General features: G+C 69.1%; 23 protein-coding genes, 1 tRNA gene, 1 pseudogene and 1 riboswitch. Of the genes and pseudogenes, 4 read left to right on the forward strand and 21 right to left on the reverse strand.

Annotated features, from left to right (window positions below; genetic code table 11):
- Window positions 1-380: 380 nt before the first annotated feature.
- A complete protein-coding gene (locus RF650_RS06470; RefSeq protein ID WP_368814443.1) occupies window positions 381-1,700 on the forward strand; it encodes an esterase-like activity of phytase family protein in 1,320 nt (439 codons plus the stop codon).
- 100 nt (window positions 1,701-1,800) lie between these two features.
- On the opposite strand, the gene RF650_RS06475 is transcribed toward RF650_RS06470, so the two are convergent.
- From RF650_RS06475 to RF650_RS06535, 13 genes are all read right to left on the reverse strand, one after another.
- Entirely contained in the window at window positions 1,801-2,301 is a 501-nt protein-coding gene (locus RF650_RS06475) for an isochorismatase family protein (RefSeq protein ID WP_131332815.1), read from the reverse strand.
- A 355-nt stretch (window positions 2,302-2,656) separates the two neighbouring features.
- Window positions 2,657-2,729: transfer RNA gene (locus tag RF650_RS06480), tRNA-Ala, on the reverse strand.
- Between the two features lie 159 nt (window positions 2,730-2,888).
- Window positions 2,889-3,299, reverse strand: a complete 411-nt coding sequence (rsfS, locus tag RF650_RS06485; RefSeq protein ID WP_085107812.1) for a ribosome silencing factor — start codon at window positions 3,297-3,299, stop codon at window positions 2,889-2,891.
- Between the two features lie 32 nt (window positions 3,300-3,331).
- Entirely contained in the window at window positions 3,332-4,294 is a 963-nt protein-coding gene (locus RF650_RS06490; RefSeq protein WP_368814444.1) for a hypothetical protein, read from the reverse strand.
- Window positions 4,291-5,064 carry a nicotinate-nucleotide adenylyltransferase gene (gene nadD / locus RF650_RS06495; RefSeq protein WP_242670668.1) on the reverse strand — a complete coding sequence of 258 codons (774 nt, stop codon included), beginning with the start codon at window positions 5,062-5,064 and terminating at the stop codon, window positions 4,291-4,293. Before nadD ends, RF650_RS06490 begins: the two co-directional genes overlap by 4 nt.
- 17 nt (window positions 5,065-5,081) lie before the next feature.
- A complete protein-coding gene (locus tag RF650_RS06500) occupies window positions 5,082-5,339 on the reverse strand; it encodes a hypothetical protein (protein ID WP_131332811.1) in 258 nt (85 codons plus the stop codon).
- Between the two features lie 79 nt (window positions 5,340-5,418).
- Window positions 5,419-6,726 (reverse strand): glutamate-5-semialdehyde dehydrogenase, encoded by a 1,308-nt coding sequence (locus RF650_RS06505; RefSeq protein ID WP_131332809.1) that lies wholly within the window; start codon window positions 6,724-6,726, stop codon window positions 5,419-5,421.
- Window positions 6,727-6,794: 68 nt separating this feature from the next.
- A complete protein-coding gene (gene proB, locus RF650_RS06510) occupies window positions 6,795-8,018 on the reverse strand; it encodes a glutamate 5-kinase (protein ID WP_131333915.1) in 1,224 nt (407 codons plus the stop codon).
- Window positions 8,019-8,067: 49 nt separating this feature from the next.
- On the reverse strand, window positions 8,068-9,669 hold the full coding sequence (gene obgE, locus RF650_RS06515; protein ID WP_035962175.1) for a GTPase ObgE: 1,602 nt from the start codon (window positions 9,667-9,669) through the stop codon (window positions 8,068-8,070).
- A 151-nt stretch (window positions 9,670-9,820) separates the two neighbouring features.
- Complete coding sequence (gene rpmA / locus RF650_RS06520; RefSeq protein WP_035962177.1) at window positions 9,821-10,075, reverse strand: 50S ribosomal protein L27; 255 nt, start codon at window positions 10,073-10,075, stop codon at window positions 9,821-9,823.
- 46 nt (window positions 10,076-10,121) lie between these two features.
- Entirely contained in the window at window positions 10,122-10,433 is a 312-nt protein-coding gene (gene rplU / locus RF650_RS06525; protein WP_064846154.1) for a 50S ribosomal protein L21, read from the reverse strand.
- A 237-nt stretch (window positions 10,434-10,670) separates the two neighbouring features.
- The gene (locus tag RF650_RS06530; RefSeq protein WP_368814445.1) at window positions 10,671-12,224 is read right to left on the reverse strand and encodes a bifunctional hydroxymethylpyrimidine kinase/phosphomethylpyrimidine kinase; all 1,554 of its coding nucleotides are present in this window, start codon (window positions 12,222-12,224) and stop codon (window positions 10,671-10,673) included.
- Window positions 12,212-12,307, reverse strand: a riboswitch (TPP riboswitch). Its footprint overlaps the gene before it by 13 nt.
- Window positions 12,308-12,385: 78 nt before the next feature.
- On the reverse strand, window positions 12,386-15,676 hold the full coding sequence (locus RF650_RS06535; protein ID WP_368814446.1) for an Rne/Rng family ribonuclease: 3,291 nt from the start codon (window positions 15,674-15,676) through the stop codon (window positions 12,386-12,388).
- A gap of 460 nt (window positions 15,677-16,136) precedes the next feature.
- On the opposite strand from RF650_RS06535, the gene RF650_RS06540 reads away from it, so the two are divergent.
- Window positions 16,137-16,775, forward strand: a complete 639-nt coding sequence (locus tag RF650_RS06540) for a vitamin K epoxide reductase family protein (protein ID WP_242670666.1) — start codon at window positions 16,137-16,139, stop codon at window positions 16,773-16,775.
- A gap of 20 nt (window positions 16,776-16,795) precedes the next feature.
- On the opposite strand, the gene RF650_RS06545 is transcribed toward RF650_RS06540, so the two are convergent.
- The 6 genes from RF650_RS06545 to RF650_RS06570 all read right to left on the reverse strand — a co-directional run bounded on the left by RF650_RS06545 (window position 16,796) and on the right by RF650_RS06570 (window position 23,453).
- Window positions 16,796-17,065 carry a hypothetical protein gene (locus RF650_RS06545; RefSeq protein ID WP_311254131.1) on the reverse strand — a complete coding sequence of 90 codons (270 nt, stop codon included), beginning with the start codon at window positions 17,063-17,065 and terminating at the stop codon, window positions 16,796-16,798.
- 171 nt (window positions 17,066-17,236) lie between these two features.
- Window positions 17,237-17,650, reverse strand: coding sequence for a nucleoside-diphosphate kinase (gene ndk / locus RF650_RS06550; RefSeq protein ID WP_064846151.1), 414 nt, complete (start codon window positions 17,648-17,650; stop codon window positions 17,237-17,239).
- 123 nt (window positions 17,651-17,773) lie between these two features.
- On the reverse strand, window positions 17,774-18,211 hold the full coding sequence (locus tag RF650_RS06555; protein WP_368814447.1) for a DUF4233 domain-containing protein: 438 nt from the start codon (window positions 18,209-18,211) through the stop codon (window positions 17,774-17,776).
- Between the two features lie 30 nt (window positions 18,212-18,241).
- Entirely contained in the window at window positions 18,242-19,612 is a 1,371-nt protein-coding gene (locus tag RF650_RS06560; protein ID WP_286738354.1) for a folylpolyglutamate synthase/dihydrofolate synthase family protein, read from the reverse strand.
- Complete coding sequence (gene ileS, locus RF650_RS06565) at window positions 19,609-22,908, reverse strand: isoleucine--tRNA ligase (protein ID WP_368814448.1); 3,300 nt, start codon at window positions 22,906-22,908, stop codon at window positions 19,609-19,611. The genes RF650_RS06560 and ileS overlap by 4 nt, the downstream gene beginning before the upstream one ends.
- Window positions 22,909-23,177: 269 nt before the next feature.
- Window positions 23,178-23,453 (reverse strand): nitrite reductase (NAD(P)H) small subunit, encoded by a 276-nt coding sequence (locus tag RF650_RS06570; protein WP_131332799.1) that lies wholly within the window; start codon window positions 23,451-23,453, stop codon window positions 23,178-23,180.
- A 6-nt stretch (window positions 23,454-23,459) separates the two neighbouring features.
- Here RF650_RS06570 and RF650_RS06575 point away from each other — a divergent pair.
- Window positions 23,460-23,720, forward strand: a pseudogene (locus tag RF650_RS06575) (nitrite reductase (NAD(P)H)); the annotation flags it as partial.
- Complete coding sequence (locus RF650_RS06580; RefSeq protein WP_242670711.1) at window positions 23,713-23,850, forward strand: hypothetical protein; 138 nt, start codon at window positions 23,713-23,715, stop codon at window positions 23,848-23,850. The pseudogene RF650_RS06575 and the gene RF650_RS06580, both read left to right, overlap by 8 nt.
- Here the strand turns inward: RF650_RS06580 and cobA are convergent.
- Complete coding sequence (cobA, locus tag RF650_RS06585) at window positions 23,838-25,004, reverse strand: uroporphyrinogen-III C-methyltransferase (RefSeq protein ID WP_368814449.1); 1,167 nt, start codon at window positions 25,002-25,004, stop codon at window positions 23,838-23,840. The two genes, RF650_RS06580 and cobA, sit on opposite strands and share 13 nt — an antisense overlap.
- A gap of 89 nt (window positions 25,005-25,093) precedes the next feature.
- Window positions 25,094-25,333, reverse strand: a complete 240-nt coding sequence (locus RF650_RS06590; RefSeq protein WP_368814450.1) for an SIP domain-containing protein — start codon at window positions 25,331-25,333, stop codon at window positions 25,094-25,096.
- Window positions 25,334-25,419 lie beyond the last annotated feature (86 nt).

Below are 25,419 nucleotides of genomic sequence, written 5' to 3' on the forward strand. Positions count from 1 at the left end.
CCCCGCTCACGCGGGACGGGGATTCGCCAGGGAAGCCGTGGCCGAGGTGCTGCGGGGGCATTCGAACACTACGGCCTGCGCCGCATGGTCGCGCAGTTGGATGTCCGCAACACCGCCTCCGCCCGGCTCGCGACCGCCGTGGGGATGCGCCCCGAAGCCCACATGCGTCAGGACCGGTGGAACAAGGGCGAGTGGACGGACACGCTCGTCGTCGGGATGCCCGCCGAGGACCGCGGCGCCCGGCCATCCCGGACATGCCGGGGCCCGACGTCGCGCAGAGACGTTCACCGGTCGGTCACCTCGCGGTCTCCGGACGCTCGTAGGGTCTGCGGCGGCACACCCACCGCCGACCCGCGCGGGTCAGACCGAGGAGTACCGCCATGCACCGATCACTCGTCCCTGCGGCCGCGATCACCGTGGGGTTCGGCCTATTCACCGCGGGACCGGCCGCGGCCGCGGCGCCGGCGGTGAACACCGGCTCCGCCGTCCAGGTCCCCATGGGAGGGCACGACCGCTCTCCCGCACCGGGCACCCACCCGCACGAGGGTAAGGCCAACACGCAGGGACACCGTGTACGCGAGCACCGGGGAGATCACGGGGCCCATCACGATCGGCATCGTCGCCACGGGAAAAAGCACCGCCCGGGGCGAGGGCAACACAAGGGGCACGCCTTCGAGGTGAGCTACGTGGACAGCATGGTCTTGCCGAACGAGTTGCGCAGCGTGAACGGCGTGCCTTTCGGCGGGATCTCCGGGGTGGACTATCGCTCCGTGGACGGTTCCTATCTGGCCCTCAGCGACGACCGTTCCCAGAAAGCACCCGCCAGGTTCTACACCCTGGACCTACCCTTCGACGACGATGGCTTCGATGCACCGGGGTACTCCGTCACGGACACCACGGTGCTCCAGCGCGCAGATGGCTCCCCGTACCCGGAGAACTCCGTGGATCCGGAGTCCATCCGATGGGACCGCACCTCGCACACGGCTCTCTGGACGGACGAGGGAGACGTGACCAAGGGACTCGCCCCGGCCATTCGGGAGATGACCGGCACAGGGGCTTTCGTTCGCGCGTTCGACGTGCCCCGGCAGTACCTCCCAGCGTTCGACCGGAGCGGCAATCAGATCCGGGGCGTTCGCAACAACCTCGCGCTGGAGAATCTGACCCTGGGGCCGTGCGGCACCACGTTCTCCGTGATGAACGAGGCAACGCTGGTCCAGGACGGCCCGGTCGCCTCACCCGAGACCGGGAGTCCGCTGCGCCTGACGCAGCTCGACCGGCGGACCGGTCACAACCTGGCCCAGTACGTCTACGAGACCGAGCCGGTGTCCGTCCCGCGGGGTTCGACCGGCGGCGACCGCGGCGCTTCCGAGATGCTGCAATTGAGCAAGGCCGATTACCTGGTGATCGAGCGTCAGTACGTCGAGGGTGAGAACCAGATCCAGGTCTACCGGGCCAGTACCAAGGGCCCCACCGATGTGTCCCGTTCGGCGGCCCTCACGGGTACGGAAATCCCGATGAAGAAGGAACTGGTCATCGACCTGGCCGTATCGGGGATGTCCCCCGGGAACGTGGAGGCCGTGAGTTTCGGTCCGGATTTCGCGGACGGTGACGCATCCCTCGTGCTCGCGGCGGACGACAACTTCAACCTGGCCACCCAGGACACGGTGTTCCACCTGCTCCGGGTGAACACCCACGAATAGATGGGGGGGGTGGGTGGGGTCCACGGTGGACCCCACCCACCCTCGCTCCCATCACGCCGCGGCCCGTGAAGCAGGCCGATGCGCCACGAGGCGCGTTCGGTCAGTCGCGCTCGGAATCCGATGGCTCACCCGTGCGCTCGACCTCCTGGGCCTTCTGGTGGGACTCCGCGGGCAGCTGGTAACCCTCGGCTACCGCCGAGAGTGTGGGGAACGCCATGCACACGGTGGTCAGCGTGCCCGCGATGATGAACTGCTTCGTCCCCGCGGACTTGACCGCCTCCACGAAGTCCACGCAGTCCCATGCGTTGACCTCGCCTTTGCGGGGCACGTACACGGTCTGCGGGGCATGTTCCTGGATCTCCGGGATGAGCGGGCCGTTGGGGCCCTGCGGGACGGAGGCGGTGGCGACCACGGGCATCCCCGTTCTACCGGCCACCTTGGCCAGGACGGTCGCATTACGGCGCAGGTCCGGGACGCTCAGATCCCGAACGACCTGGAACAGGCCGCTCTGGTGGTCCACCAGCAGTATAGCGACGTCCTCGGGATCGATCATCGGGAGGGAACCGTGGAAGGTGGGAAGGGCGGGGAAATCCGTTGACATGGTGTTCTCGTGTCGCATTCCGGGGACCCGACGATGGGCCACCCCCAGCGTAGAGAGGGGCATATCTTCTTGCCCATGATGTGACGACCGCCCGGACACAACTTGCCCGTGTAGAGCGTGAGAAAGGCCACGGAATACATCTGTGGTGCGATACGCACGCCCAGGACCCGGAACCATGTCTTTTCGGCACATATGTGTATCCGGCGTGTGGGGCGTCCACGCCACGGACGCGGAGGCCCCTCCTGGACCCTCGACCGACAACCACACCCGGCACGGCAAATTCACCCGGACAGCGAAAAACCCGGACCCTCTTTCGAGGATCCGGGTTTCTCCGCCCGTGCGACGGGCCATTCGGTGGAGCTAAGGGGACTCGAACCCCTGACCCCCTGCATGCCATGCAGGTGCGCTACCAGCTGCGCCATAGCCCCGTACGACTCCGAAACCTTACCACGCTTCGGCCTGCCACGTTTACCCGGGATTCACTCCCGAACAACTTCGTGGGACCGCCGCGTTTCCAGTTCCCCGGAACGACTCGACCATCCTAGACAGTTCGCGCGAACTCGCGCAAATTGCCCGGCGGCGCGAGGTCAGACCGCGCGGGGAGCGGCGTCGTCGTCGATGTTCGCGGAGCCGGCCGATGGCAACTGGACGTCGATCGCGGGGCAGTCGCCCCACAGCCGTTCGAGGGCGTAGAAGGCACGGTCCTCGTCGTGGAGCACGTGGATCACGGCGTCCCCGTAGTCCAGGAGCACCCAGCGGCCCTCCCCCTTGCCCTCGCGGCGCAGGGGCCGACGGTCGTGCTGCTCGATGAGCGCTTCCTCCACGGCGTCCACCACGGCGGAGACCAGACGTTCGTTGGACGCGGAGGTCACCATGAAGACGTCCGTGATGGCGAGGCTCTCGCTGACGTCGAACGCGACGACGTTCTCGGCCTTCTTCTGGTCCGCAGCGCGCGCGGCGCTGCGCACGAGGTCGATGGATTCGGTGGTTGCAGTCACTGAAGTGTGCTGTCCTTTCACATGGGTCGGTTTCACAGAACGAAGATCACGAAGGCCACCACGAGCGCCACGATCACGGCCACGAGTAGCGCGAGCACCACTCGGGTCGTGGACGTCCCGCGGGAATACGCTCCGGGTTCCAGCAGGGTCAGTCCCTCGGCGTCCACCGCGCGCACCGGCTCGGCGGGAGGAGCCACGGTCTCGGACCGCGTTTCGGGGGTCGACGACGCCGCTCCCGCCGCGGCCTCGTGCGTCCCCTCGGGTGTGCGGTCCCGGTGCGGGGCCTGGATCACGGGGATCCGGGAAGTCTGGGTGACCGGTCCGTAGCGCACGGGTGAGGCCGGGAGGGACGCGGGGTCCGCGAGACTCTTCCCCAGGCTCACCCCCGTCGCCTGGGTCATCAGGGCCGGCGGGAAGGTGATGGTGAAGTACTCCGGCTCCGGCTCGTCGTGCACGAGTTGCGGCGGGGTGACCGGCGCCTGGCCGATCCCGGGTTCGGCGGAAGCGTGACCCGACGACACGGCGTCCCCTGGCACGGAGCCCTCGGATGCCGGACGAGCCAGTGCCTCCCCGGCGGGGCTACTCGCTGCGGGTGTGTTCCCCGCGGCCGAGGATCCTGCGGGTCCGTTCCCCAAAGCGGTGGGCTCTTCAGCGGTGGCCCGCTCAGCGGCCTGCCGGTCCTGTTCATTGGCCGCCGCGGCGCGCATCGCGAGATCCGCGAGACGACGCTGGGTGGCCAGCAGGGCGTCGTCGACCTCTCCCCCGCCCGTGCGCTCCGATTCCTGGATCTGCCGGGCGTGCTCGACCATCTCACGATGCAGTCGCGCGAGTCGCCGGGGCCCCAAGGGCTTGACGGTACCCGTGTGCTGGGGGGTGTCCAACTCGATCACGGGAGCCGGCGGGGCCACCCACTCCTGCTGTCCGGTGGCCGGGTGGACGGCCCACGGGCATTCCTGGGGGTTCGCGACTCGGTTCTTCTCGGGGGGTGTGCTCACGCAGTGCTCCTGTGACCCGGGGCGGGGACCCCGGGCGAATCCGTGGGGGCGGATGAGGGGGTACCGGCATCCTGTGCCACAGGGGTGCCGGATGCGGTCTCCGGGTCCACATCGGGATCGGTGGAACCGCGGTAGAGGCCGTACTTGTTGATGTACTGCACGACCCCGTCCGGGACCAGGTACCACACGGGCTTGCCCGCCGCCACGCGGGCGCGGCAGTCCGTGGAGGAGATGGTCATGGCGGGGACGTTGAGCAGCGCCACGCTCTCCGAGCCCACGGGCGCGGAGAGCGCGTGGCCCGGGCGGGTCACACCCACGAACGTGGCCAAGGACCACAGCTCATCGGTGCCCTTCCACGTGAGGATCTCCGCCATGGCGTCCGCGCCGGTGATGAAGAACAGCTCGGCGTGGGGACGCAGGGTGCGCAGGTCCCGCAGGGTGTCGATCGTGTACGTGGGTCCGGAACGGTCGATGTCCACGCGGGACACCGTGAACCGCGGATTGGACGCCGTGGCCACAACGGTCATGAGGTAGCGGTGCTCGGCGTCGGAGACGTCCTGCCCGGCCTTCTGCCACGGTTCACCCGTGGGGACGAAGACGACCTCGTCCAGGTCGAAGACCGCGGCGACCTCCGACGCCGCCACGAGGTGCCCGTGGTGGATGGGGTCGAAGGTCCCGCCCATGACTCCCAGCCGGGTCACACCCGGTCTGCGCGGGGGGATGTCCAGTTCCGTCTCGGCCGCGGTCACTGACGCGCTGAGGGGATTCACTCGTGCCGATCTGTCGGTCAGTGGCGCGGGGTGGCGTGCACCCGGTCGAGCATGGCCTGCTCCTCCGCGGGCAGCTGCGCGGGGTCCTCGTACTCACCGACGGCCGGGGCCTTGCCACGGGACGCGAAGGACATGGAGATGAAGAGCATGATCAGGAACAGGATGAACGCGACGATGCCGAAGACCGGAGCCATGGCGTGCAGCTCTTCGTTGATGGAGTGCCCCTCCTCGGCCGCCAGGACGGTGACGTTGGACAACAGGTACAGCGAGCTCATGCGGTTCCCTTCTGTGGCCGGCGGCGCCGGTCGGTGAATGCGACGAACGTCCCGGGTGACGTCCGTTCCATGGTACGTCTCACGGACGCACGTGGCCGTCACCCTGGACGACCCACTTGGTGGTGGTCAGCTCCTCCAGCCCCATGGGACCGCGCGCGTGCATCTTCTGCGTGGAGATCCCGATCTCCGCACCCAGTCCCAACTGGCCGCCGTCCGTGAAGCGGGTGGACGCGTTGACCATGACCGCCGCGGAGTCGATCTCCGCGGTGAAACGTTCCGCGTTAGCCAGGTCGTTGGTCACGATCGCCTCGGTGTGGCCCGTGGAGTACGTGCGGATGTGCTCGATCGCCTCGTCGATGCCGTCCACGACCTTCACGGCCATGTCCATGTCCAGGTACTCGGTGGCCCAGTCCTCGTCCGTGGCCTGCAGGTGGTCAGATCCCGGGGGCAGCAGTGCTGCGGCGCGGTCGTCCACGTGCAGGGTCACACCGGCCTTGTCGAGTGCGGCGAGCACCTCGCGGGATGTCTCCCGCGCCCCGCTGTGCAGCAGCAGGGTCTCGGCGGAGTTGCACGTGGAGGTGCGGTGCGTCTTGGAGTTCACGGTGAGCTTGGCGGCCATCTGCGCGGGCGCGGACTCGTCGATGAACACGTGCACGTTGCCCTCGCCCGTCTCGATGACCGGGACGGTCGCGTTGGTCACCACGGACTGGATGAGTCCACGGCCGCCGCGCGGGATGAGCACGTCCACCTTCCCGCGCGCACCCATGAGGGCGTTGGCGCCGTCGCGACCGTAGTCGTCCACGGTCTGCACGCAGTCCACGGGCAGCTTGGCGTCCGCGAGGGCGTCCCGAAGGATGCCCACGAGCGCCCGGTTGGAGTCGAAGGCCGCCGAACCACCGCGCAGCAGCACCGCGTTACCGGACTTCACGGCGATCCCGGCGATGTCCACGGTCACGTTCGGGCGGGCCTCGTAGATCACGCCCACCACTCCCATGGGCACGCGCACCTGGCGCATGCGCAGCCCGTTCGCGAGCGTCTGCCCGCGCACCACGGAGCCCACGGGATCGGGCAGGGCCGCGAGTTCCCGCAGCGCGTCCGCAAGACCCGTGATGCGGGTACGGTCCAGCTTGAGCCGGTCCAGCAGCGCGGTGGAGATCCCTGACTCGCGCCCGCGTTCCAGGTCCCGCGAATTGGCCTCGAGAACGGTGTCGGCGCGGGCCTCGATCCGATCGGCCATGAGGTTCAGCGCGCGGTCCTTCCACGCGCGCGGGGCGCGGGCGAGCGTGCGGGCGGCCACCCGGGCGTCGTCGGTCATCAGGCCGACCCCGGCCACGGGATCGTCCCCGAAGGTCTCCTGCGCGGTCAGTACGGACGTGTTCTCGGCCACTGTTCCTCCTGCGGATCGTGGTGCGGGCGCGCGGCGCCCACGGTTCAGGTTAGGGGTTGGACGCGCGGTCAGACGGTTCGTTTCAGTTTGGTCCTCGCCGAACGGGGCCGCATGGTCACGAGGTTGTCCACGTGCACGAGCTCGCGGGCGTAGTCCTCACCGAACTCCTCCCCCAGTTCGTGCGTGCGTTTGCCGAGCATCCCGGGGACCTCGTCCGAGGCGTAGTTGATCAGCCCGTGGGCCACTTCCTTTCCGTGGGAATCCACCATGGCCACGGGATCGCCCGCAGTGAACTTCCCGGACACCTCGGTGACACCGGCCGCGAGCAGCGAGCGACGACCGCGAATGGCCTCCACCGCGCCGTCGTCCAGGGTCAGGGTGCCCTTGATGTCCGCGAGGTGCGCGAGCCACAGCAACCGCACGTTGCGCCGCCCGCCGGTGGTGGCGAACCACGTGCCCACGTCGTCGCCGGCCAGCGCACTCTCGATGTTCGCGGCGGAGGTCACGAGCGCGGGGATGCCAGACGACGCCGCGATGCGCGCCGCCTGCACCTTGGTCACCATCCCGCCCGAGCCCACGCCCGCGCGGCCGATCGTGCCGATCTCCACGCCTTCGAGATCCGTGATGGGATCCTCGACGGTGGGGATGCGCTCCCCGCCGTCCTTGGGGGGCCGGGTGTAGAGCGCGTCCACGTCCGAGAGCAGCAACAGCGCGTCCGCCTTGATCAGGTGCGCCACGAGCGCAGCGATGCGGTCGTTGTCGCCGAACTTGATCTCGTGGGTGGCCACGGCGTCGTTCTCGTTGACGATCGGCAGGATCCCCAGGTCCAGCAACCGTTCGATCTGGCGATGCGCGTTCTTGTACTGCGAGTGGCGCATGAGGTCCTCGGCCGTGAGCAGCACCTGACCCACCGTGACGTCGTAGCGCGCGAAGTAGTCGGTGTAGCGCGAGATCAACAGACCCTGTCCCACGGAGGCCGCGGCCTGTTTGGTGGCGAGGTCCTTGGGCCGGCGGGACAGTCCGAGCGGCTGCAGCCCCGCGGTGATCGCACCCGAGGAGACGAACACGACCTCCACGCCCTGCGCCTTGACCCGGCCGAGCGCGTCCACGATGCTGCGCAGCGCGTTCTCATCGATCGAGTTCTCGATCGAGGTCAGGGACGAGGACCCCACCTTGACCACCACGCGCCGGGCCATGGGCAGATCCGCACGGCGGGTGATGGGAGAGCGGCGGTTCTTCCCCCGGCTCTCGGTGCTCAGCTGGATCGCGGACTTGGCCGCTTGCTGTTCCATGGCCGAGACGTCGATCGTCTCGGTGGGGGTCTTCTCCACGTGGGGCGTGTCACTCACTGTCGTGCGTCTCCTTCGGCTCGGAAGTACGGCGTCGATCTCGCGCGTCGTCCACGGACTCGGTCCAGATCCCGGCGCGGCGCTGCTCCTCGAGCTCCGCGCGGGCCTCGGCCTTGGCGTCCATGCGGTCGTAAAACTGTTCCCGCTTCTCGCGGCGCGTGGGCCGGGACGTGTCCTCGAGGCGCAGGTCGGAACCGCGCGGGCCGCCGAGCAGTTCGGCGCCGCCCACCATGGTGGGCTCCCAGTCGAAGACCACACCGTTGTCCTCGGGGCCGATTAGCACCGCGTTGCCCGGGCGGGCGCCGATGCGGAACAGTTCGTCCTCGATCCCGAGTTTCGCGAAGCGGTCCGCGAGGTATCCCACGGCTTCGTCGTTGTTGAAATCGGTCTGCTGCACCCATCGTTCGGGCTTCACGCCGCGCACGTGGTACAGCGGCTCCCCCGCCCGGTCCTCGCGGGTGATCTCGAACTCCTTGCGGTCCTTCCCTCGACGACGCCGCACGGGTTCCGGGCGCAGCACGGTCTCCGCGCGGCGCTGCTCCTCCCGCTGTTCCTCCTGCTCGCGGGCACGGGAGACGAGCTCGGCCATCGCGAAGCCCAGTTCCCGCAGTCCGGCGTGCGAGGCCGTGGAGATCTCGAAGACCGGGTAGCCGCGTTCCTCGAGTTCGGGACGGATGAACTCGGCCAGTTCCCGTGCCTCGGGCACGTCCACCTTGTTCAGGGCCACGAGTCGGGGGCGCTCGGTCAGCGGGATCGTGGTGGGGTCGTCGTCGCGGATGGCCTCGGCGTAGTGGGACAGTTCCTGTTCGAGGGCGTCCAGGTCGCTCAGCGGATCCCGTCCGGGTTCGAGCGTGGCGCAGTCGATCACGTGCACGAGTGCGGCGCAGCGCTCCACGTGCCGCAGGAACTCGAGTCCCAACCCCTTGCCCTCCGAAGCACCCGGGATCAACCCCGGCACGTCCGCCACGGTGAAGCGGGTGTCACCCGCCTGGACCACACCCAGGTTGGGCACCAGGGTGGTGAACGGGTAGTCCGCGATCTTGGGGCGCGCGGCACTCATGGCCGCGATCAGGCTCGACTTGCCCGCGGAGGGGAAGCCCACCAGGGCGATGTCCGCGATGGACTTCAGTTCGAGCTCGACCTGGTGTTCCTCACCGGGCACACCGAGTAGAGCGAAGCCCGGGGCCTTGCGCTTAGGCGAGGACAGTGCGGCATTGCCCAGTCCGCCCTGGCCGCCACCGGCCAGCACGAACTCACTGCCCTCACCGAGCAGGTCCGCGAGCACGTTGCCCTGCCGGTCCTTGACCACGGTGCCGTCCGGGACGGAGAGCACGAGGTCCTGGCCCTTGAAACCGTGGCGCATGTCCCCCTTGCCGGGCTCACCGTTGGGGGCCTTCTGGTGGGGTGCGTGGTGGAAACCCAACAGCGTGGTGGACTGACCGTCCACACGCAGGATCACCGAACCACCGTCGCCGCCGTTGCCGCCGTCCGGGCCGCCCAGGGGCTTGAACTTCTCGCGCTTGACGGACACGCAGCCGTGGCCGCCGTTACCGCCCGTGGCGTGCACGATCACTCGATCTACAAAACTAGCCACGCGGCTCCTCGGTGGTAGGGGTCACCTGCTGCGAGCGGGTCGACCGGGGTCTTCTGAAAAGACTAGAGGGTGAGCGCGTGAAGCGCCCACCCTCTAGTGGTCGCCGCCACGGAGTCGTGGCGGCGGGTGGACCCAGGGGTCCGAACGAGAATTACTCGGCGGTCTGAATGTTGACCACGCGGCGACCGCGGCGGGTGCCGAATTCGACGGCGCCAGCGGCCAGGGCGAACAAGGTGTCGTCCTTGCCGCGGCCCACGTTCACGCCCGGGTGGAAGTGCGTACCGCGCTGGCGGACGATGATCTCGCCGGCGTTAACGGACTGGCCGCCGAAGCGCTTCACACCCAAGTACTGGGCGTTGGAGTCACGGCCGTTGCGAGTGGAGCTCGCACCCTTCTTGTGTGCCATGGTGTGTGCCTACCTTCGTTGGAAACGTATGTGGGGAGCCGGATACTCAGGCGTCGATGCCGGTGACCTTGACGGTGGTCAGTTCGGCGCGGAAGCCCTGACGCTTCTTGTAACCGGTCTTGTTCTTGTACTTCATGATCGAGATCTTGGGACCGCGCAGGTCCTCGACGATCTCGGCGGTGACCTTGACGTTCGCCAGGGTCTTGGAGTCGGAGGTGACCTTGTCCCCATCGACCAGCAGCAGCGCAGGAAGCTCTACGGTGCTGCCTGCCTCGCCGGCGACGCGGTCAAGGGTCACGAGGTCTCCGATGGAAACCTTCTCCTGGCGGCCGCCTGCGCGGACAATCGCGTACACCACTTGGGAACTCACTTCTCTCGACATCTATGGACTACGTGTGTGGGTCGGGCGTACTCCTGGAGGACTGCGAATGTCGAGACATCACGCCGCGGTGATCCATGACCGACCGCATTCTCCGCGTGGCTATCGCATCGATTCAGGATGTCCGCCCGAGTGTGCCGCAACCTGGTGCGTGAACTGGATATGACACACACCGGCGCTCGGCACCGACACCCCAGCCTACCCGATCACCCGAAGTCATGCCAGTTGCGCCGCGGCGCGCCGCTCGCCCTCTGGCGACGTCGCCGGGGTCGTCTGCGCGAAGAAAGCCAGCTCGAGCGCGCACGCCCGGTGGAACGCGCGGCGCATGTGCTCCCTGGTGGCCGGGTCCGCGTGGGCGGCCTCCCGGTCCACGATCTCGCGCACCGACTCGGTCGCGGTCTGGAAGTCCGGATCGTCGTATGTGCTGAGCCAGTCGGCGAACGGGTGCTGCGGTCCCGCGACGCGGGCACGACGGGTGAGCTCCGCACCCACGTGGGCGTAGAGCCAGTAGCACGGCAGGATCGCGGCGGAGCCCACCGCGAAGCCGTCCTGACCCGTGCGCGCCAGCAGGAAGTCCGCGTAACTGCTCGTGACGTCACTCGGCGGCATGGGCTCCCGGTCCCCGAGCCGGGCGCGATGCAGCGCGGACTCGAACGAGACCACGGAGGCCGACGCCGCGGCGAAGTGTTCGCGCGAACGCTCGTCCGGGGCGGAGGCCGCGAGCAGGGCCAGCGCCCGGGAGTAGTACTGCAGATATTGCATGTCCTGGTCCAGGTACAGCTCGAACTCGCCCGGGTCCAGGGTGCCGTCCCCGAGGCCCCGGATGAACGCCAGGGCGGCAATGCGTTCACGCACCGGGGCGCTCTCCTCCCACAGTTCGTCGGTGAACCGGGGGCCCTCGGATTCCGCGGCGGCCGTCATCACGAACGCCGGATCCGTGACGAGGTGCTGGACGTGGTGCATGTGGTGCACGGGACCGTTGCCGTGACCCACGTGCAACTCGTCCGCGCCGCGCAGTGCACCACGCAACCATGTGCGGGCCGTGCGGATCGCCTCGGGCCAGTCCCCGGTCCGCGCCACGACCGTGGCCACCGCGGAGGACAGCGAGCACCCGGTGCCGTGGGTGTTACGCGTGTGCACCCTGCGACCCTCGAACAACGCGGCGGGTTCGTCCTGACCGGGGAGCAACAGGGCGTCCGGGGTCGTGTCCCCGGCCAAGTGGCCACCTTTCACGAGGACCCGGGTATGGAACGCCGCCGCGACCGCGCGTCCCTGCTCGAGCGCCTCGTCCCAGGTCGCGGCCACGGGGCGCTCGGCCAGCACCGCGAGTTCCGGGAGGTTGGGGGTGATCAAATTCGCGTGGGGCAGCAGCTCCCGCAGGGCCCGTTCGGCGTCCGGACGCAGCAATCGCCCGCCGGCCGTGGCGACCATGACGGGGTCGATCACGACCACGGGTGCGCGCCCCACCATGAGCCAGTCCCGGACCGTGTCGATGACCTCCACGGAGCCGAGCATCCCCACCTTGATCGCGTCCAGGGTGACGTCCCCGGCGACCGCGTCCAGCTGGTCCCGCAGGACCTGGACGGGTGGGGTGTGTACGCTCACGACGCCCCGGGTGTTCTGGGCGACCACTGCGGTGATCACACTCAGCCCGTACCCGCCCAGTGCGGCGATGGATTTCAGGTCCGCGGCGTGACCCGCCCCGCCCGTGGGATCGGTTCCGGCAATAGAGAGGACGCGGGGTATGGCGGTAGAAGGCGTGGTGTCCACGACAATCCCTTCGCTAGTACGAGCTAGATCAGGTTCGACGGGTGTGTTCTCAGCCGCAGTGCGCAGCACCCCGTGTGTGTCCCCGATCATGCCACAGGGGCACCCGGAATCCCGGGTGCCCCTGCGGTGCTCGCGTGGCGACGGATCCAGCCGCCGGTCACTCAGTCCTGCTTGCCGGTCATCGTGATGTCCTGAGCCTTGATGCCCACACCCACGATGGTGGGCTGGTCACCGGACGCCGCGGGGGTCGCGGCCCCGGCCTCCGCGGTGAAACGGCTGACCTGCCGTTCCTGCGTGTACTCGTGGGTCTCCACCCTCGCGGTTCCGGGCGCGGCCGCCGGCGCCACGGCACGCCGCGACCCACGACGCCGTCGGGCCGGAGCCGCCGGCGCCTCCGCCGGCCGGTTCCCGCCGGCGGACGACGCCGCCCCGGAACTCTGCTGCTGCGCGGCACTCGTCTGCCCTGCACTGGATTGCGCAGTCCCGGAGTTCGACGGCGCGTGTCCGGCGGCCGACCGCTTCGACACGGCCTCTCGCGGCTGGGGCGCGGCGTCCGCATCCTGAACGGCACCCTCGGTCGAGGTTTCGTCCTCGCCCGCATCCGTGAACGCGGCGCTCAGCGAATCCAGGGACAGGGCCTCCTGGGTGCCCTCGCTCCCCCGCTGCTCAGACTGCCCGTGGGGCAGTTCGATGACCTCGCCGTGGATCGTGAGGCTCGCGGACGAGTCCCCACCGGAACGGTCCTCGGACCGGGAATCCCCGCGCGAGTCGTTCCCGGAACCGTCCCGGTCGGAACCGTCGTTCTGCACGGCGTTGTCCTCGCCCTGCTGACCGCGACCGCGGCTGCGCTTGCCGCGACGCTTGCGGCGACGGCGCCCGCCCTCGGACTCCCCGTGGGAGTTCTCGGACGCGTGCTCCCCGCCCTGCTGACCGCGGGAGGTCTGCTGCTCCTGGGAACCGGTGTCCTCGGCCTGCCCGCCCCCGGACTGCGGTGCGGTGCCCTGGGAAGCATTCCGTGCGGCGTCGCCGGACTCGTCGTGGGAGGAGGCCGCGGCGATGTTCGCTAACGCCGTGCGGGTGGCCTCCACGCGCGCCTGGTCCGGCTCGTCCGAACCGTGGTGCTGGTTGCCGTTCCTGGGCTTGTCCTGCGCACCGTTGTGCTGCTTGTTGCGCGAACGCTTACGCTCGTGTCGAGTGCCGCGCTGGTCGGAGGGAGCCGCGCCGGAGCGGCCCTTCAAGGGGTGGTCGTGGACCACGACGCCGCGGCCCGCGCATTCCTCGCACGGCTCGGAGAAGACCTCGAGCAACCCCGTACCCATGCGCTTGCGCGTCATCTGCACGAGACCCAGGGAGGTCACCTCGGCCACCTGGTGCTTCGTGCGGTCCCGGCCCAGGCACTCCACGAGCCGGCGCAGTACGAGATCGCGGTTGGACTCCAGAACCATGTCGATGAAGTCCACCACGATGATCCCGCCGATATCACGCAACCGCAGTTGCCGCACGATCTCCTCGGCGGCCTCGAGGTTGTTCTTGGTCACGGTCTCCTCGAGGTTGCCCCCGGAGCCCGTGAACTTGCCGGTGTTGACGTCCACCACGGTCATGGCCTCGGTGCGGTCGATCACGAGCGATCCGCCGGAGGGCAGGAAAACCTTGCGCTCGAGGGCCTTCTGGATCTGCTCCTCCACGCGCATGTGCTCGAAGAGGTCGTCATCGCCGGTCCAGCGCTCGAGGCGGTCCAGCAGGTCGGGCGCCACGTAGGTCACGTAAGCCTCGATGTTGTCCCACGCCTGCTCGCCCTGGACCACCATGGCGGAGAAATCCTCGTTGAAGACGTCCCGCACGGTCTTGATGGTCAGGTCCGGTTCCGCGTACAGCATCTCCGGGGCCAGCGTCTTGGTGGACTTGGCCTTGTCCTGGATCTGCTCCCACTGCGAGCGCAGCCGGTTGATGTCGTTGGTCAGCTCGGTCTCGGAGGCGCCCTCCGCCGCAGTGCGCACGATCACGCCCGCACCCTCCGGCAACCGGTCCTTGAGGATCTTCTTCAGCCGCTGGCGCTCCACGTCCGGGAGCTTGCGGGAGATCCCCGTCATGGAACCGCCCGGGACGTAGACGAGGTAGCGACCGGGCAGGGACACCTGGCTCGTGAGCCGAGCACCTTTGTGCCCCACGGGGTCCTTGGTGACCTGCACGAGCACGGTGTCCCCGGACTTCAGGGCATTCTCGATCTTGCGGGGCTTGCTGCCCAGCTCGGCGGCGTCCCAGTCCACCTCACCGGCGTAGAGCACGGCGTTGCGGCCGCGGCCGATGTCCACGAAGGCGGCCTCCATGGACGGCAGCACGTTCTGCACCTTGCCCACGTACACGTTGCCGATCAGCGAGTCCTGCTGGGTGTGCGAGACGAAGTGCTCGGCAAGGATCCCGTCCTCGAGCACACCGATCTGGATCCGGTCGTCCTTCTGTCGCACGAGCATCTTGCGCTCCACGGATTCGCGCCGGGCCAGGAACTCGGCCTCGGTGATCACGTGGCGGCGGCGGCCGAACTGCCGGGACTCACGACGACGCTGACGCTTGGCCTCGAGCCGCGTGGAGCCCTTGACCCCGGTCACCTCGTCGCTGCCCGTGCCCTCACCGGCACCGCGCGGGGCGCGGACCCGGGTCACCGAGCCGTCGGACTCGTCCACGAGTTCCATGTCCTCGTCACCGCGACGCCGCCGGCGACGCCGCTTGCTCGTGACCTCGCCGGACTTGTCGTCCTCGCTGTCCACGTCATTGCGCGCGGCCCGCTCGGCCTCGCGCTGGGCGTCGCGTTCCTTGGCGGCCTCGCGCAGTCGGGCAGCCTGCTCCTCGGCGGCACGGCGGATCTCGTCCGGGTCCGGGGCATGGAACATGAGGGAGGCGCCGGGACCGAAGGCCCCGAAGTTCTCCTGGGTGCTGGGCTGGTCGTTCGCGGACTTCTCGACCTGTACAGTCTGCGCGTCCGTCTGTTCCGAGGTGTCGGTCTGCTCGTCGCTCGCCTCGGCCGAGCCGGTTCCTTCGCCGGCCTGCGTCGTCTGCTCGGGCCCGTCGGCGCGCAGAGCGGCCTGCTCATCCGTCTCGCGGGCGCTCTCAGCGGCGTCACCGGCTGCGTCCTCGACATCGAGCGCGATCTCGTCCTCGATACTCTCCGCGGGCTGCTCGGCCTCGGGGATCTCGGCCACTGGGATCTCGCGCGGGGGCGTGTTCGCAACGCCAGCATCGTCGGAAGCGGTGGCCGCGGAATCGGACGTCCCCGGATCCTCGGCGGACGCGTCGGTCGTCGCGGGTTGCCCGGTAGCGGTGTCGGCGGGAACGGCGGCGTCGTCGGCCGGTGCATCAGGCGTGACGGCGGGGTCGGTGGTGGTGCTGTCCTCGACGGGGGTGGTGGCGGCAGTCTCGAGGGGTGACTGTTCCGCGTTGTCCTTCTCAGGTTCCATGTGAAGTTGTGCTCCTGCTCGGGACACCGCCCGCACCCGGGCCCGAGGTGTGCTCGGTCGGTCGAGCCGGTGTTCGCCACGCGGCCGCCGGAAGTCAAAGTCGTACTCGCGGGCGCGGCGTGTGTTACGCACACTGTCCGCGAGCCGGCGGATGCCCGAGTCGCTGGGTCCGTGGGGACCGCGAACTTGCCCCGCTCCGGACGCGCTCGATCCTGTGAGAGCGCGGGTCCGTACCGAGGGAGATCGGTGTTCCTGCCGGGTCGGTTCCTCACGTGCGGCTGAGGCCCGACCATTGGGAGTATCTCACAGTCACCCCGGGCCGGGGTGCATTCCGGGTGGTCCGGACCACATTCCCTCGGCCGGACCACAGTGCGTGTACGGGGAGTGTGCCGGCGTCGCCCGCCGCCACGGGCGGCCCGCGCCCGGTGGGTCGTCATGCGCATGGTCTACGATCGAGCGCGTGAGCCCAACTTCCGCGACCACCCCCCTGACCGACCGGACACCCGAGACGACTCCGGCGCACGCCACCCGTTCGGACCGCTCGTGGGCCGTGCTCGCGGTGATCTTCTCGATCGTGGGTTTCGCCGCATCGGCCGTGCTCGTGGCGGAACGGCTCGCGATCTACAAGGACGCGGGACACCGCACGAGCTGCGACATCAACGCGTGGCTCTCGTGCGGCACGGTCATGCGCACCCCGCAGGCGGAGCTCTTCGGCTTCCCCAACCCGTTCATCGGGATCGTGGCGTACGCCGTGGTGATCGCCGTGGCCGTGGGCGTGCTCGCCGGTGCACGCTACGCCAGCTGGTTCTGGTGGTTGCTGTGGCTGGGGATCGCCGCCGGCTCGGTGTTCACCCTGTGGCTGTGGTGGCAGACCACTTTCCACATCAACGCCCTGTGCCTGTACTGCATGATCGTGTGGTGCGCCCAGACCCTGTTGCTCGCGCATACGACGGCGCGGATGCGCCGCGCCGGCCTGATCGGTTCCTCGCGTGGCACCGCCGCCGGTTCCGCCGCGTGGGCGTGGCTCCTGGGCATCGGGGTGCTCGTGATCGTCTTCGGGATCATCGCGGTGCGCTTCTCGACCGCGATCTTCGCCTGAGCCGTTCACCGACGCCGCGCTCAGACGGCGTGCGCCTCGAACACCGTGATGGGGTGCGTGCCGTCGAATGGCGTCCGCTGCCAGTCGCCCCGAACCGCGTCGACCTCGAACCCGGCGCGCCGTAACTGATCGGTCAGGATGCCGCGGTCACGAAAGGCCAGGTCCGACTCCTCCACCACGAGCTCATCCGATGACTCGAAGTGATTGTGCAAACGCAGCAGGACCCGGCTCCGTTCGAGTTCCCCCACCTCGCACCATTGCCGCAACAGCCCGTGCTGCGTGTCCCGCACGGTGGGCTCGGACTGACGCCACCCGTCCCACACCCCACGCCGAGCACCGCACGGGAATGCATCCGCTCGGCGAGGGAGCGGTAGTAGTCATGGTCCGGCCCGTCGGGGTTGTCCCCGTCGCACAGGTCGACGATCCGCGGGTCGTAGTCGGTCATGGATCCCGCGTTCAGCTCAGCTGAACCAGATGCCGATCTCCCGCTCGGCGGACTCGGGCGAATCGGACCCGTGCACGAGGTTCTTCTGCACCTTCTCGCCCCAGTCCCGACCCAAATCGCCGCGAATGGTACCGGGGGCGGCCGTGGTGGGCTCGGTGGCACCGGCGAGGCTGCGGAAGCCCTCGATGACCCGGTCCCCCTCGACCACGGCGGCCACGACGGGCCCGGAGAGCATGAACTCCACGAGCGGCTCGAAGAACGGCTTGCCCTGGTGCTCCTCGTAGTGCCGCTCGAGAATCTCGCGGGTCGCCGTCACGAGCTCGAGTTGCGCGAGCGTGTAGCCCTTGGCCTCGATGCGGGCCAGGATCTGCCCGGTCAGGCCGCGCTGGACGCCGTCCGGCTTCACGAGGACGAGGGTGCGTTGCGTCATGTGCTTCTCCTTGCTGTGGACCCACGCGGAGTCCTCGGTCGATCAGGTTCCACTCCGAGCCTAACGGCCTGTGGTCCCCGCGCGGCAACGCCCGGGGACCGCGGCCGGGAGACGGTGATCACGTCAGGGGTTCTCGACCTCCCAGCGGCGTTGTTCCTCCGCGCGCCGCACGTTCTCGCGATCCATCGCGCCACCCTTGACCACGGCGTACCACCAGGCCAGGGCGCACAACACGCCGATCATGAACATCGAGGGCACGAGCACTCCCGTGGCGATGAGCACGACCTGCAGCACCCACCCGAGGGCGTACCCCCACGGCTTGCGCAGGAGGCCGCACGCCAGCAGGAACACCAGGGCGAGAACCACCGATCCGCCCATGAGCCACAGTTTCCCGGCCGTGCTCCAGTCCCGCGCCGTGAGTCCGAACGCCGCGAGGGCGGCGAAGAACACGATGAACGCCTCGATGGAGAGCACGCTCGAGGCGAACATCGTCTTGATCGAGCGTGGCTTCTTGGGTTGGCCAGGGCGCCATTCGCGCTGAGCCTTGGTCATGCGGGCCATCGGGCTCCTTCCATGGTCGGGGCGGCGGGCTCAGAGTCCGAGCAGTACACGGGCCTCACCCACCACGGTGATGGACCCGGTGACGAGCACCGCGCCGTCGAACTGCTCGCGGGCCGCGGCGTCCTGGATGGCCGCGGCGCACGCGTCGTCCAGTCGCTCGCTCACGTGCACGGCGTCCTCGTCGAAGCCCATGTCCTCGGCGATCTCCGCGAGTTCCTCGGGTGCCACAGCGCGCGGGGACTGGGAGCGGGTGCACCACAGTTCGAGCTCGAACTCGTGGTACTCGTCCACGAGCACGCGCATCATCTCCGCAGCGTCCTTGTCTCGCAGCACGCCCACCACCAGGTTGAGCTTGGTGAACGTGAAGGCCTCGCGCACCGCGGTCGCCGAGGCCAGCAGTCCGTGCGGGTTGTGGGCCGCATCCAGGATCACCGGCGGTGCCTTGCGGGCGAGCTCGAGCCTGCCCGGCGAGGAGACCGCACCCAGTCCCGTGGCCACGAGCTCGGGGTTCAGGGGCTTGTCCCCTCCCCCCACGAACGCCTCGACGGCGGCCACGGCCACCGCGGCGTTCTGGGCCTGATGGGCCCCGAACAGCGGCAACATGAGATCCGGGTACTCCCCCGCGAGCCCCTGCACGGTGATGACCTGGCCGCCCACCGCGGTGGAACGCCCGGTCACGGCGAACTCCACGCCCTCGAACCGGAACGGGTCACCGAGTTCCCGGGCCCGGTCCAGCAGGACCTGCGCGGCCTCGGGTTGCTGCGCCGCGCTCACGAGGAAGCCCTGGGGCTTGATGATCCCGGCCTTCTCCCGGGCGATCTGCCCCACGGTGTCCCCGAGCATGGTGGTGTGGTCCAGCCCAATCGGGGTCACCACGGACACCGCGGCGTCCGCCACGTTGGTCGCGTCCCACGTGCCACCGATGCCGACTTCAAGGACCATGACGTCCACGGGTTCGTCCGCGAAGACCGCGAACGCCAGGACCGTAAGGGTCTCGAAGTACGTGAGGCGGGGAGCGCCGTCGGCCTCGAGCTTTCGGTCCACGAGCTCGAGGTACGGGGCGATCTCCGAGTAGATCCGCACGAACGTCTCGTCCGGGACGGGTTCGCCGTCGATGCTGATCCGCTCCGTGACGCGCTCGAGGTGCGGGCTCGTGTACCGGCCCACGCGCAGGTCGTGGGCGAGCAACAGCGACTCGATCATCCGGGCCGTGGACGTCTTGCCGTTGGTCCCGGTCACGTGCACCACGGGTGCGCTGCGGTGCGGATCCCCGAGCGCGGCGACCGCGGCGGCCACGGCGTCCAGCCGCGGCGCCATCCTGTCCTCCGGCGCCCGACTCAGCAGGTGCTGGTAGATATTCTCGACCGATGCGAAGTCCTCGTGCTCCTGGGCCCCGCTCACGCGCCGATCACCGCCACGGTCACGGACGGCTCGTCCGCTTCCAAGAGCTCGAGCTCGCGGGACAGGGTCTCGGACTGCACGAGCTCGCGGTTCGCGGCCACGGCGGCCACGGTCTGCGCGTCCGCGGCGACGTGGGTGCGGATCCGGTCCGAGACCTGCAGGTCCGCGTCCTTCCGGGCCTGCTGGATCGCACGGATCATGTCCCGCGCCACGCCCTCGGCGCGCAGTTCATCCGTCAGTTCGGTGTCCAGGACCAGGAACCCGCCGCCGGGCAGAACGGTCACGGCGCGCGCGGAGTCCGCCGCGGCGTCGTCAACGACCGTGACGAGTTCGTACTCTCCCTCCTGCAGGGGCACGGAGCCGGCCACGACGACGCCGTCCGCGGAGACCGACCAGTCACCGTTCTTGGTGGCCTTGATGACCTGCTGGACCTGCTTGCCCAGGCGCGGGCCCGCCGCGCGGGCGTTGACCTTCAGCTCCTGGGAGATACCGTGGTCCGCGGCGCTGACCTGCTCCGAGTCCTCGAGCGTGACGGACCTGAGGTTCAACTCATCGGCGATGATCTCTTGGAACGTGCCCTCGAGGGCGTGCGCCCCGGGCACGGCCACGGTCATCCCCGCGAGCGGTTGCCGCACGCGCAGGTTGTGGGTCTTGCGCAGACCGGACCCGGCCGAGCAGATGGCGCGCGTGCGCTCCATGGCCGTGAGTAGGGCCTCGTCCCGGGGGAACAGGGAGGCATCCGGCCAGTCGGTCAGGTGCACGGAGCGCCCACCCGTAAGACCGCGCCAGATCTCCTCCGTGACGAGCGGCAGCAACGGGGCGGCCACGCGGCACACCGTCTCGAGGCACGTGTACAGCACGTCGAAGGCCTGGGTGTCCTCCTCGAAGAACCGCTCGCGGGAACGGCGCACGTACCAGTTGGTGAGGGTGTCCATGTAGGAGCGCAACCGCTCGGCACCGGCCCAGATGTCGTAGTCGTCGAACAACCGCTTGACGTCCGTGACGAGCGCGCCGGTCTCCGCGAGGATGTAGCGGTCCATCACGTGATCGGCGTCGTGGCGCAACTGGGCGTCGTAGCCGGCTCCCCCGTTCGCGGCGTTCGTGTACAGACCGAAGAAGTGGTACACGTTCCACAGCGGCAACATCATCTGGCGCACGCCGTCGCGGATGCCCTGCTCGGTGACGATCAGGTTGCCGCCGCGCAGGATGGGCGAGGACATCAGGAACCAGCGCATGGCGTCCGAACCGTCCCGGTCCAGGACCTCGTTGACGTCCGGATAGTTCTGCAGCGACTTGGACATCTTCTGCCCGTCCGAACCCAGCACGATCCCGTGGGAGATCACGTTGCGGAACGCGGGGCGGTCGAACAGCGCGGTGGCCAGGATGTGCAGCGTGTAGAACCAGCCGCGGGTCTGACCGATGTACTCCACGATGAAGTCACCCGGGTTGTGGGTCTCGAACCACTCCCGGTTCTCCATGGGGTAGTGCACCTGGGCGTACGGCATGGACCCGGAGTCGAACCACACGTCCAGCACCTCGGGCACGCGGCGCATCACGGACTCGCCCGTGGGGTCGTCCGGGTTGGGCCGGGTCAGGTCGTCGATCCACGGCCGGTGCAGGTCCACCTCGCCCTGGGCGTTGCGCGGAAGTCGGCCGAAGTCCCGCTCCAGCTCCGCGAGGGAACCGTAGACGTCCCGGCGCGGGTAATTGGGGTCGCTCGATTCCCACACCGGGATGGGTGAACCCCAGTAGCGATTGCGGGAGATGGACCAGTCACGGGCGTTCTCGAGCCACTTGCCGAACTGGCCGTCCTTGACGTTCTCGGGGATCCAGTTGATCTGCTGGTTCAGCTCGACCATCCGGTCCTTGAACGCGGTCACGCTCACGAACCACGAGGACACCGCGCGGTAGATCAGGGGGTTACGGCAGCGCCAGCAGTGCGGGTACGAGTGCTCGTAGGAGGCCTCCCGCAGCAGCGCGCCGCGGGCTCGGAGGTCCCGGACCACGGTGCGTGCCACGTCCTTGTCGAACACGTTGTGCCCGGCGAGTTCCCCGAGCGGCGCGCCCTGCGCGAGGGACTCGTCCGTGAAGAAATCGTAGAACCGTCCGCTCTCGTCCACGGAGAGCACCACGGGGATGTCGTGGGCGGCGCACACCATCTGATCGTCCTCGCCGTACGCGGGGGCCTGGTGCACGATGCCCGTGCCGTCCGTGGTAGACACGTACTCGGCCACGAGGATCTGCCACGCGTTCTGCGTCCCGAAGCGCTCGGCGTCCGTGAAGTAGTCCCACAGCGGCCGATACCGGATTCCGCCCAGCTGCTCGCCCTTGTAGTGGGCGGTGACGGCGTCCGCGACGGCCGCGGCGTCGTCGTACCCGAACTCCTTGGCGTACCCGCCCGCGAGCTCCGCGGCCACGAGGAAGCGGCGCCCGGCCAGGTCGCCGGCACCGGGGACCAGGACGTAGTCGATGTGCGGACCGACCGCGAGCGCCTCGTTGGTGGGCAGGGTCCAGGGGGTCGTGGTCCAGGCGATGGCCTCCGCGCCGGCGAGTTCGGCGGCCACGGCGGGATCGGTGGCCCACGAGGTGTCCTCGGAGAGCGTGAACGCCACGGTCACGGAGGGGTCCTGGCGGTTCTTGTAGACGTCGTCGTCCATGCGCAACTCGTGGTTGGACAGGGGCGTCTCGTCCTTCCAGCAGTACGGCAGCACGCGGTAGCCGGAGTAGACCAGGCCCTTGTCATCCAGGGCCTTGAACGCGCCGATCACGGACTCCATGTAGTCCACGTTCAGGGTCTTGTAGTCGTTGTCGAAGTCCACCCAGCGGGCCTGGCGGGTCACGTAGTCCTGCCACTCGGACGCGTACTTCAACACGGAGGCGCGGCAGGCGTCGTTGAACTTGTCGATGCCCATGGCCTCGATGTCCTGCTTGTCGGTCATCCCGAGCTGCTTCATGGCCTCGAGTTCGGCCGGCAGTCCGTGGGTGTCCCACCCGAAGCGGCGCTCCACGCGCCGGCCCTGCTGCGTCTGGTAGCGGGCCACGAGGTCCTTGACGTAGCCGGTCAGCAGGTGGCCGTAGTGGGGCAGGCCGTTGGCGAAGGGCGGGCCGTCGTAGAACACGAACTCGTTGGACCCGTGGTCCCCGCGGTCGCGCTGGTCGATGCTCGCCTGGAAGGTGTGGTCCTGTTTCCAGTAATCCAAGACGCGCTCCTCGACCGCGGGGAAACGCGGCGCGGAGGGCACCCCGTGTGCGCTGGGGTCGGTGCTCGCCTTGGGATACACGAAGGATTCGGTCACGGTGCTCCATCCTGAGGGGTGTGCGGTTCAGGATGCGAGGACGCTCGGGCGCGCGGGGCGCCGGTGGCGCGGTACCACCTCGCTTACCCGCGGTGGCATCGGCACAGCCGACGACGTCGCGAGTCGCTCGTTGGGGGCTGTCACGGGCCCGAGTCGTCCGGTTCTACTGGGGCGCGGTGCCTGTTCTTCCGGAAGGGCTCCCCGGTGATGGCCGGATCGACACCCGTGCGCGCAGGGCGCACCCCGCCATAATACCCCGACGGGAGGGACTACTCGCCCTGCTCGCCGCCGCCCTGTTCGTCTCCCCCGGACACCACCACCAGGACCCGGCCGTCCTGCACGCGCACCGGGTGGACGGGCAGCGTGTACTCCGCGCCGGACACGCACCGCCCGGTCGCGAGGTCGTAGGTCTCCTTGTACAGGGGTAAGGCGACCGTGTGGTACTGCCCCGTGCGCCCGACGATCCCCCGGGCCATCACGAGCGCCCGGGAGCGGGGGTCCCTGTGGTCGGTCGCGAACACGAGGTCGTCATTGGTGCGGAACACCGCTCGCTCTACGGGGCCCGCCTGGAGCAGCTGCCGACGATCTGGAAGAAACTCGTGGACGCCGGATTCGAGTCCGGTTCCGCGTACGGCAAGGCGCTGCGCAATGTGAAGTCGTGCATCGGCAGTTCGTGGTGCCGCTTCGGGGTGCAGGACTCGGTGGCGCTCGCCGTGGACCTGGAGAACCGCTACCGCGGGCTGCGCTCACCCCACAAGTTCAAGTCCGGGGTCTCGGGCTGCAGCCGCGAGTGCGCCGGAGGACGTGGACGCGCGCATGTACGTGCTCGAACGCGAACAGATCCGCCCGGCCACCCCCGAGGGGATCGCCCGGTCCGAGGTCGGTGAGGAGCACAAGGCGTTGGTGTCCGGGGCGAAGATCCCGGTGGGTCAGCCCTCCTGAGCCGACTCCTGGGGGCCGGGGGTCGCGCATGACTTCTGCGCGAGCGCCGCGACCCGGCCCACCACGATCACCGCGGGAGCAGTGACCTCGCGCTCGCGGGCCGCGCGGGCGATTGTGTCCAGCTGCGCCACGGTCGTGCGCTGGGTTGGGGTCCAGCCCCGCTCCACGACCGCGACCGGGGTGTCTGCGGGGTAGCCCGCGGTCATGAGCAGCTCGGCGTTATGTTCGAGACCCCGCACGCCCATCATGAGGATCAGGGTGTGCCCGTCCCGGTACGGCACGTGACGCAATTGCTGGTGCGCGGTGATGACGGTGAACCCGTGGGTCATGTCCCGGTGGGTCACGGGGATCCCCGCCGCGGCGGGGACGGAGATCGCCGAGGTCACACCCGGCACCACCTGGGTGGCCACACCGTGGGCCCGGCAGAACTCGACTTCCTCGCCACCGCGGCCGAACACGTACGGGTCCCCACCCTTGAGCCGCACGACCCGCAGTCCGAGTTTCGCCTGCTCCACGAGGGTCTCGTTGATCCGGTCCTGCGTGTACTTGTGGTACCCGGCGCGCTTGCCCACGTCGATGATGCGGGCGTGCCGGGCGAGCTCTGGTAGGAGGTCCGTGGGGCCGAGCCGGTCCGCGACGATCACGTCCGCGTCCGCCAACAGTTGCCGTCCGCGCACCGTGAGCAGTCCGGGGTCGCCGGGTCCTCCGCCCACCAGCGCCACTGTCCCGGGTTCCTGAGTGACCGGGGCCTGAAAGACCCGATCCTGAGCAACCCGTGTTTCGGTAACCGGCACCTGAGTGACCGGTGCCCGAGTGTCGGCTGCGCGATCGGGCCCGGGCGCGGCGTCGTCCGCGACGCACAGGACCCGACGCTCTTCCGCCGCGAGCGCCACCCGCTCCCGTTCCCCGGAGTCCGAGACGTGGAGGAAGACGAGCCACGCGCCGTCGAGGTCGTCGGGGCGGAACGCGCGCTCGTGCCACGTGAGACCGGGTGAGCTCGTGAGGTCCCGCAACGTGTCATGCAGATCAGGTGCCACGAGGTCCACGAGGGCGCCCCCGGCGAGCAGGGACCGCGTCCGACGCGCGGCGTCCGATCCCCCACCGACCACCAGCACGGCGCGTCCGGCGAGGTTCAGCCCCAGGGGGTAGGTCATGGTCGGGAGCTCTCCTCGGGTGCGGGCGGATCATCGCCATGCTACGCCGCGGGCCGCCTCTACTGACCTCGGACGTCACATCCGCGGGGTCACTCCGTGGCCGCTCCCTGTTTCCAGTAGCCCATGAACGAGATGTCCGTCTTGGGCACTCCCCCGCTCACGCACATCCGGCGCAGCGACTTGACCGTGGCGGATTCCGCCGCGAAGAACCAGTAGGTACCGCGGCCCTCCGGGCGGGCGACGTCCCATACGAAGTCCGCCTCCTCCGACGGGGCGGCCTCGGGCTCGCCATGACCGACCTCCCAGTAGCGGCGGGCGCGCTCGGACAACCGGTGCCACAGCCATAGGGCGTGTTGCTAAATGCTCGTTCAGCTACGGTCTTCGTGTGCTCGATACATCCAGACTCCGAATGAGG

This window comes from Kocuria sp. CPCC 205297, from assembly GCF_040981035.1.
Taxonomy (GTDB): Bacteria; Actinomycetota; Actinomycetes; order Actinomycetales; family Micrococcaceae; genus Kocuria; species Kocuria marina.

Coding starts and splice junctions, on each gene's coding strand:
- cobA (WP_368814449.1), bottom strand. CDS start 25,004: ATGACCTACCCCCTGGGGCTGAACCTCGCCGGACGCGCCGTGCTGGTG.
- RF650_RS06500 (WP_131332811.1), bottom strand. CDS start 5,339: ATGAGCTCGCTGTACCTGTTGTCCAACGTCACCGTCCTGGCGGCCGAG.
- proB (WP_131333915.1), bottom strand. CDS start 8,018: ATGGAACAGCAAGCGGCCAAGTCCGCGATCCAGCTGAGCACCGAGAGC.
- RF650_RS06555 (WP_368814447.1), bottom strand. CDS start 18,211: ATGGCCCGCATGACCAAGGCTCAGCGCGAATGGCGCCCTGGCCAACCC.
- ndk (WP_064846151.1), bottom strand. CDS start 17,650: ATGACGCAACGCACCCTCGTCCTCGTGAAGCCGGACGGCGTCCAGCGC.
- RF650_RS06470 (WP_368814443.1), top strand. CDS start 381: ATGCACCGATCACTCGTCCCTGCGGCCGCGATCACCGTGGGGTTCGGC.
- RF650_RS06535 (WP_368814446.1), bottom strand. CDS start 15,676: ATGGAACCTGAGAAGGACAACGCGGAACAGTCACCCCTCGAGACTGCC.
- RF650_RS06475 (WP_131332815.1), bottom strand. CDS start 2,301: ATGTCAACGGATTTCCCCGCCCTTCCCACCTTCCACGGTTCCCTCCCG.
- rpmA (WP_035962177.1), bottom strand. CDS start 10,075: ATGGCACACAAGAAGGGTGCGAGCTCCACTCGCAACGGCCGTGACTCC.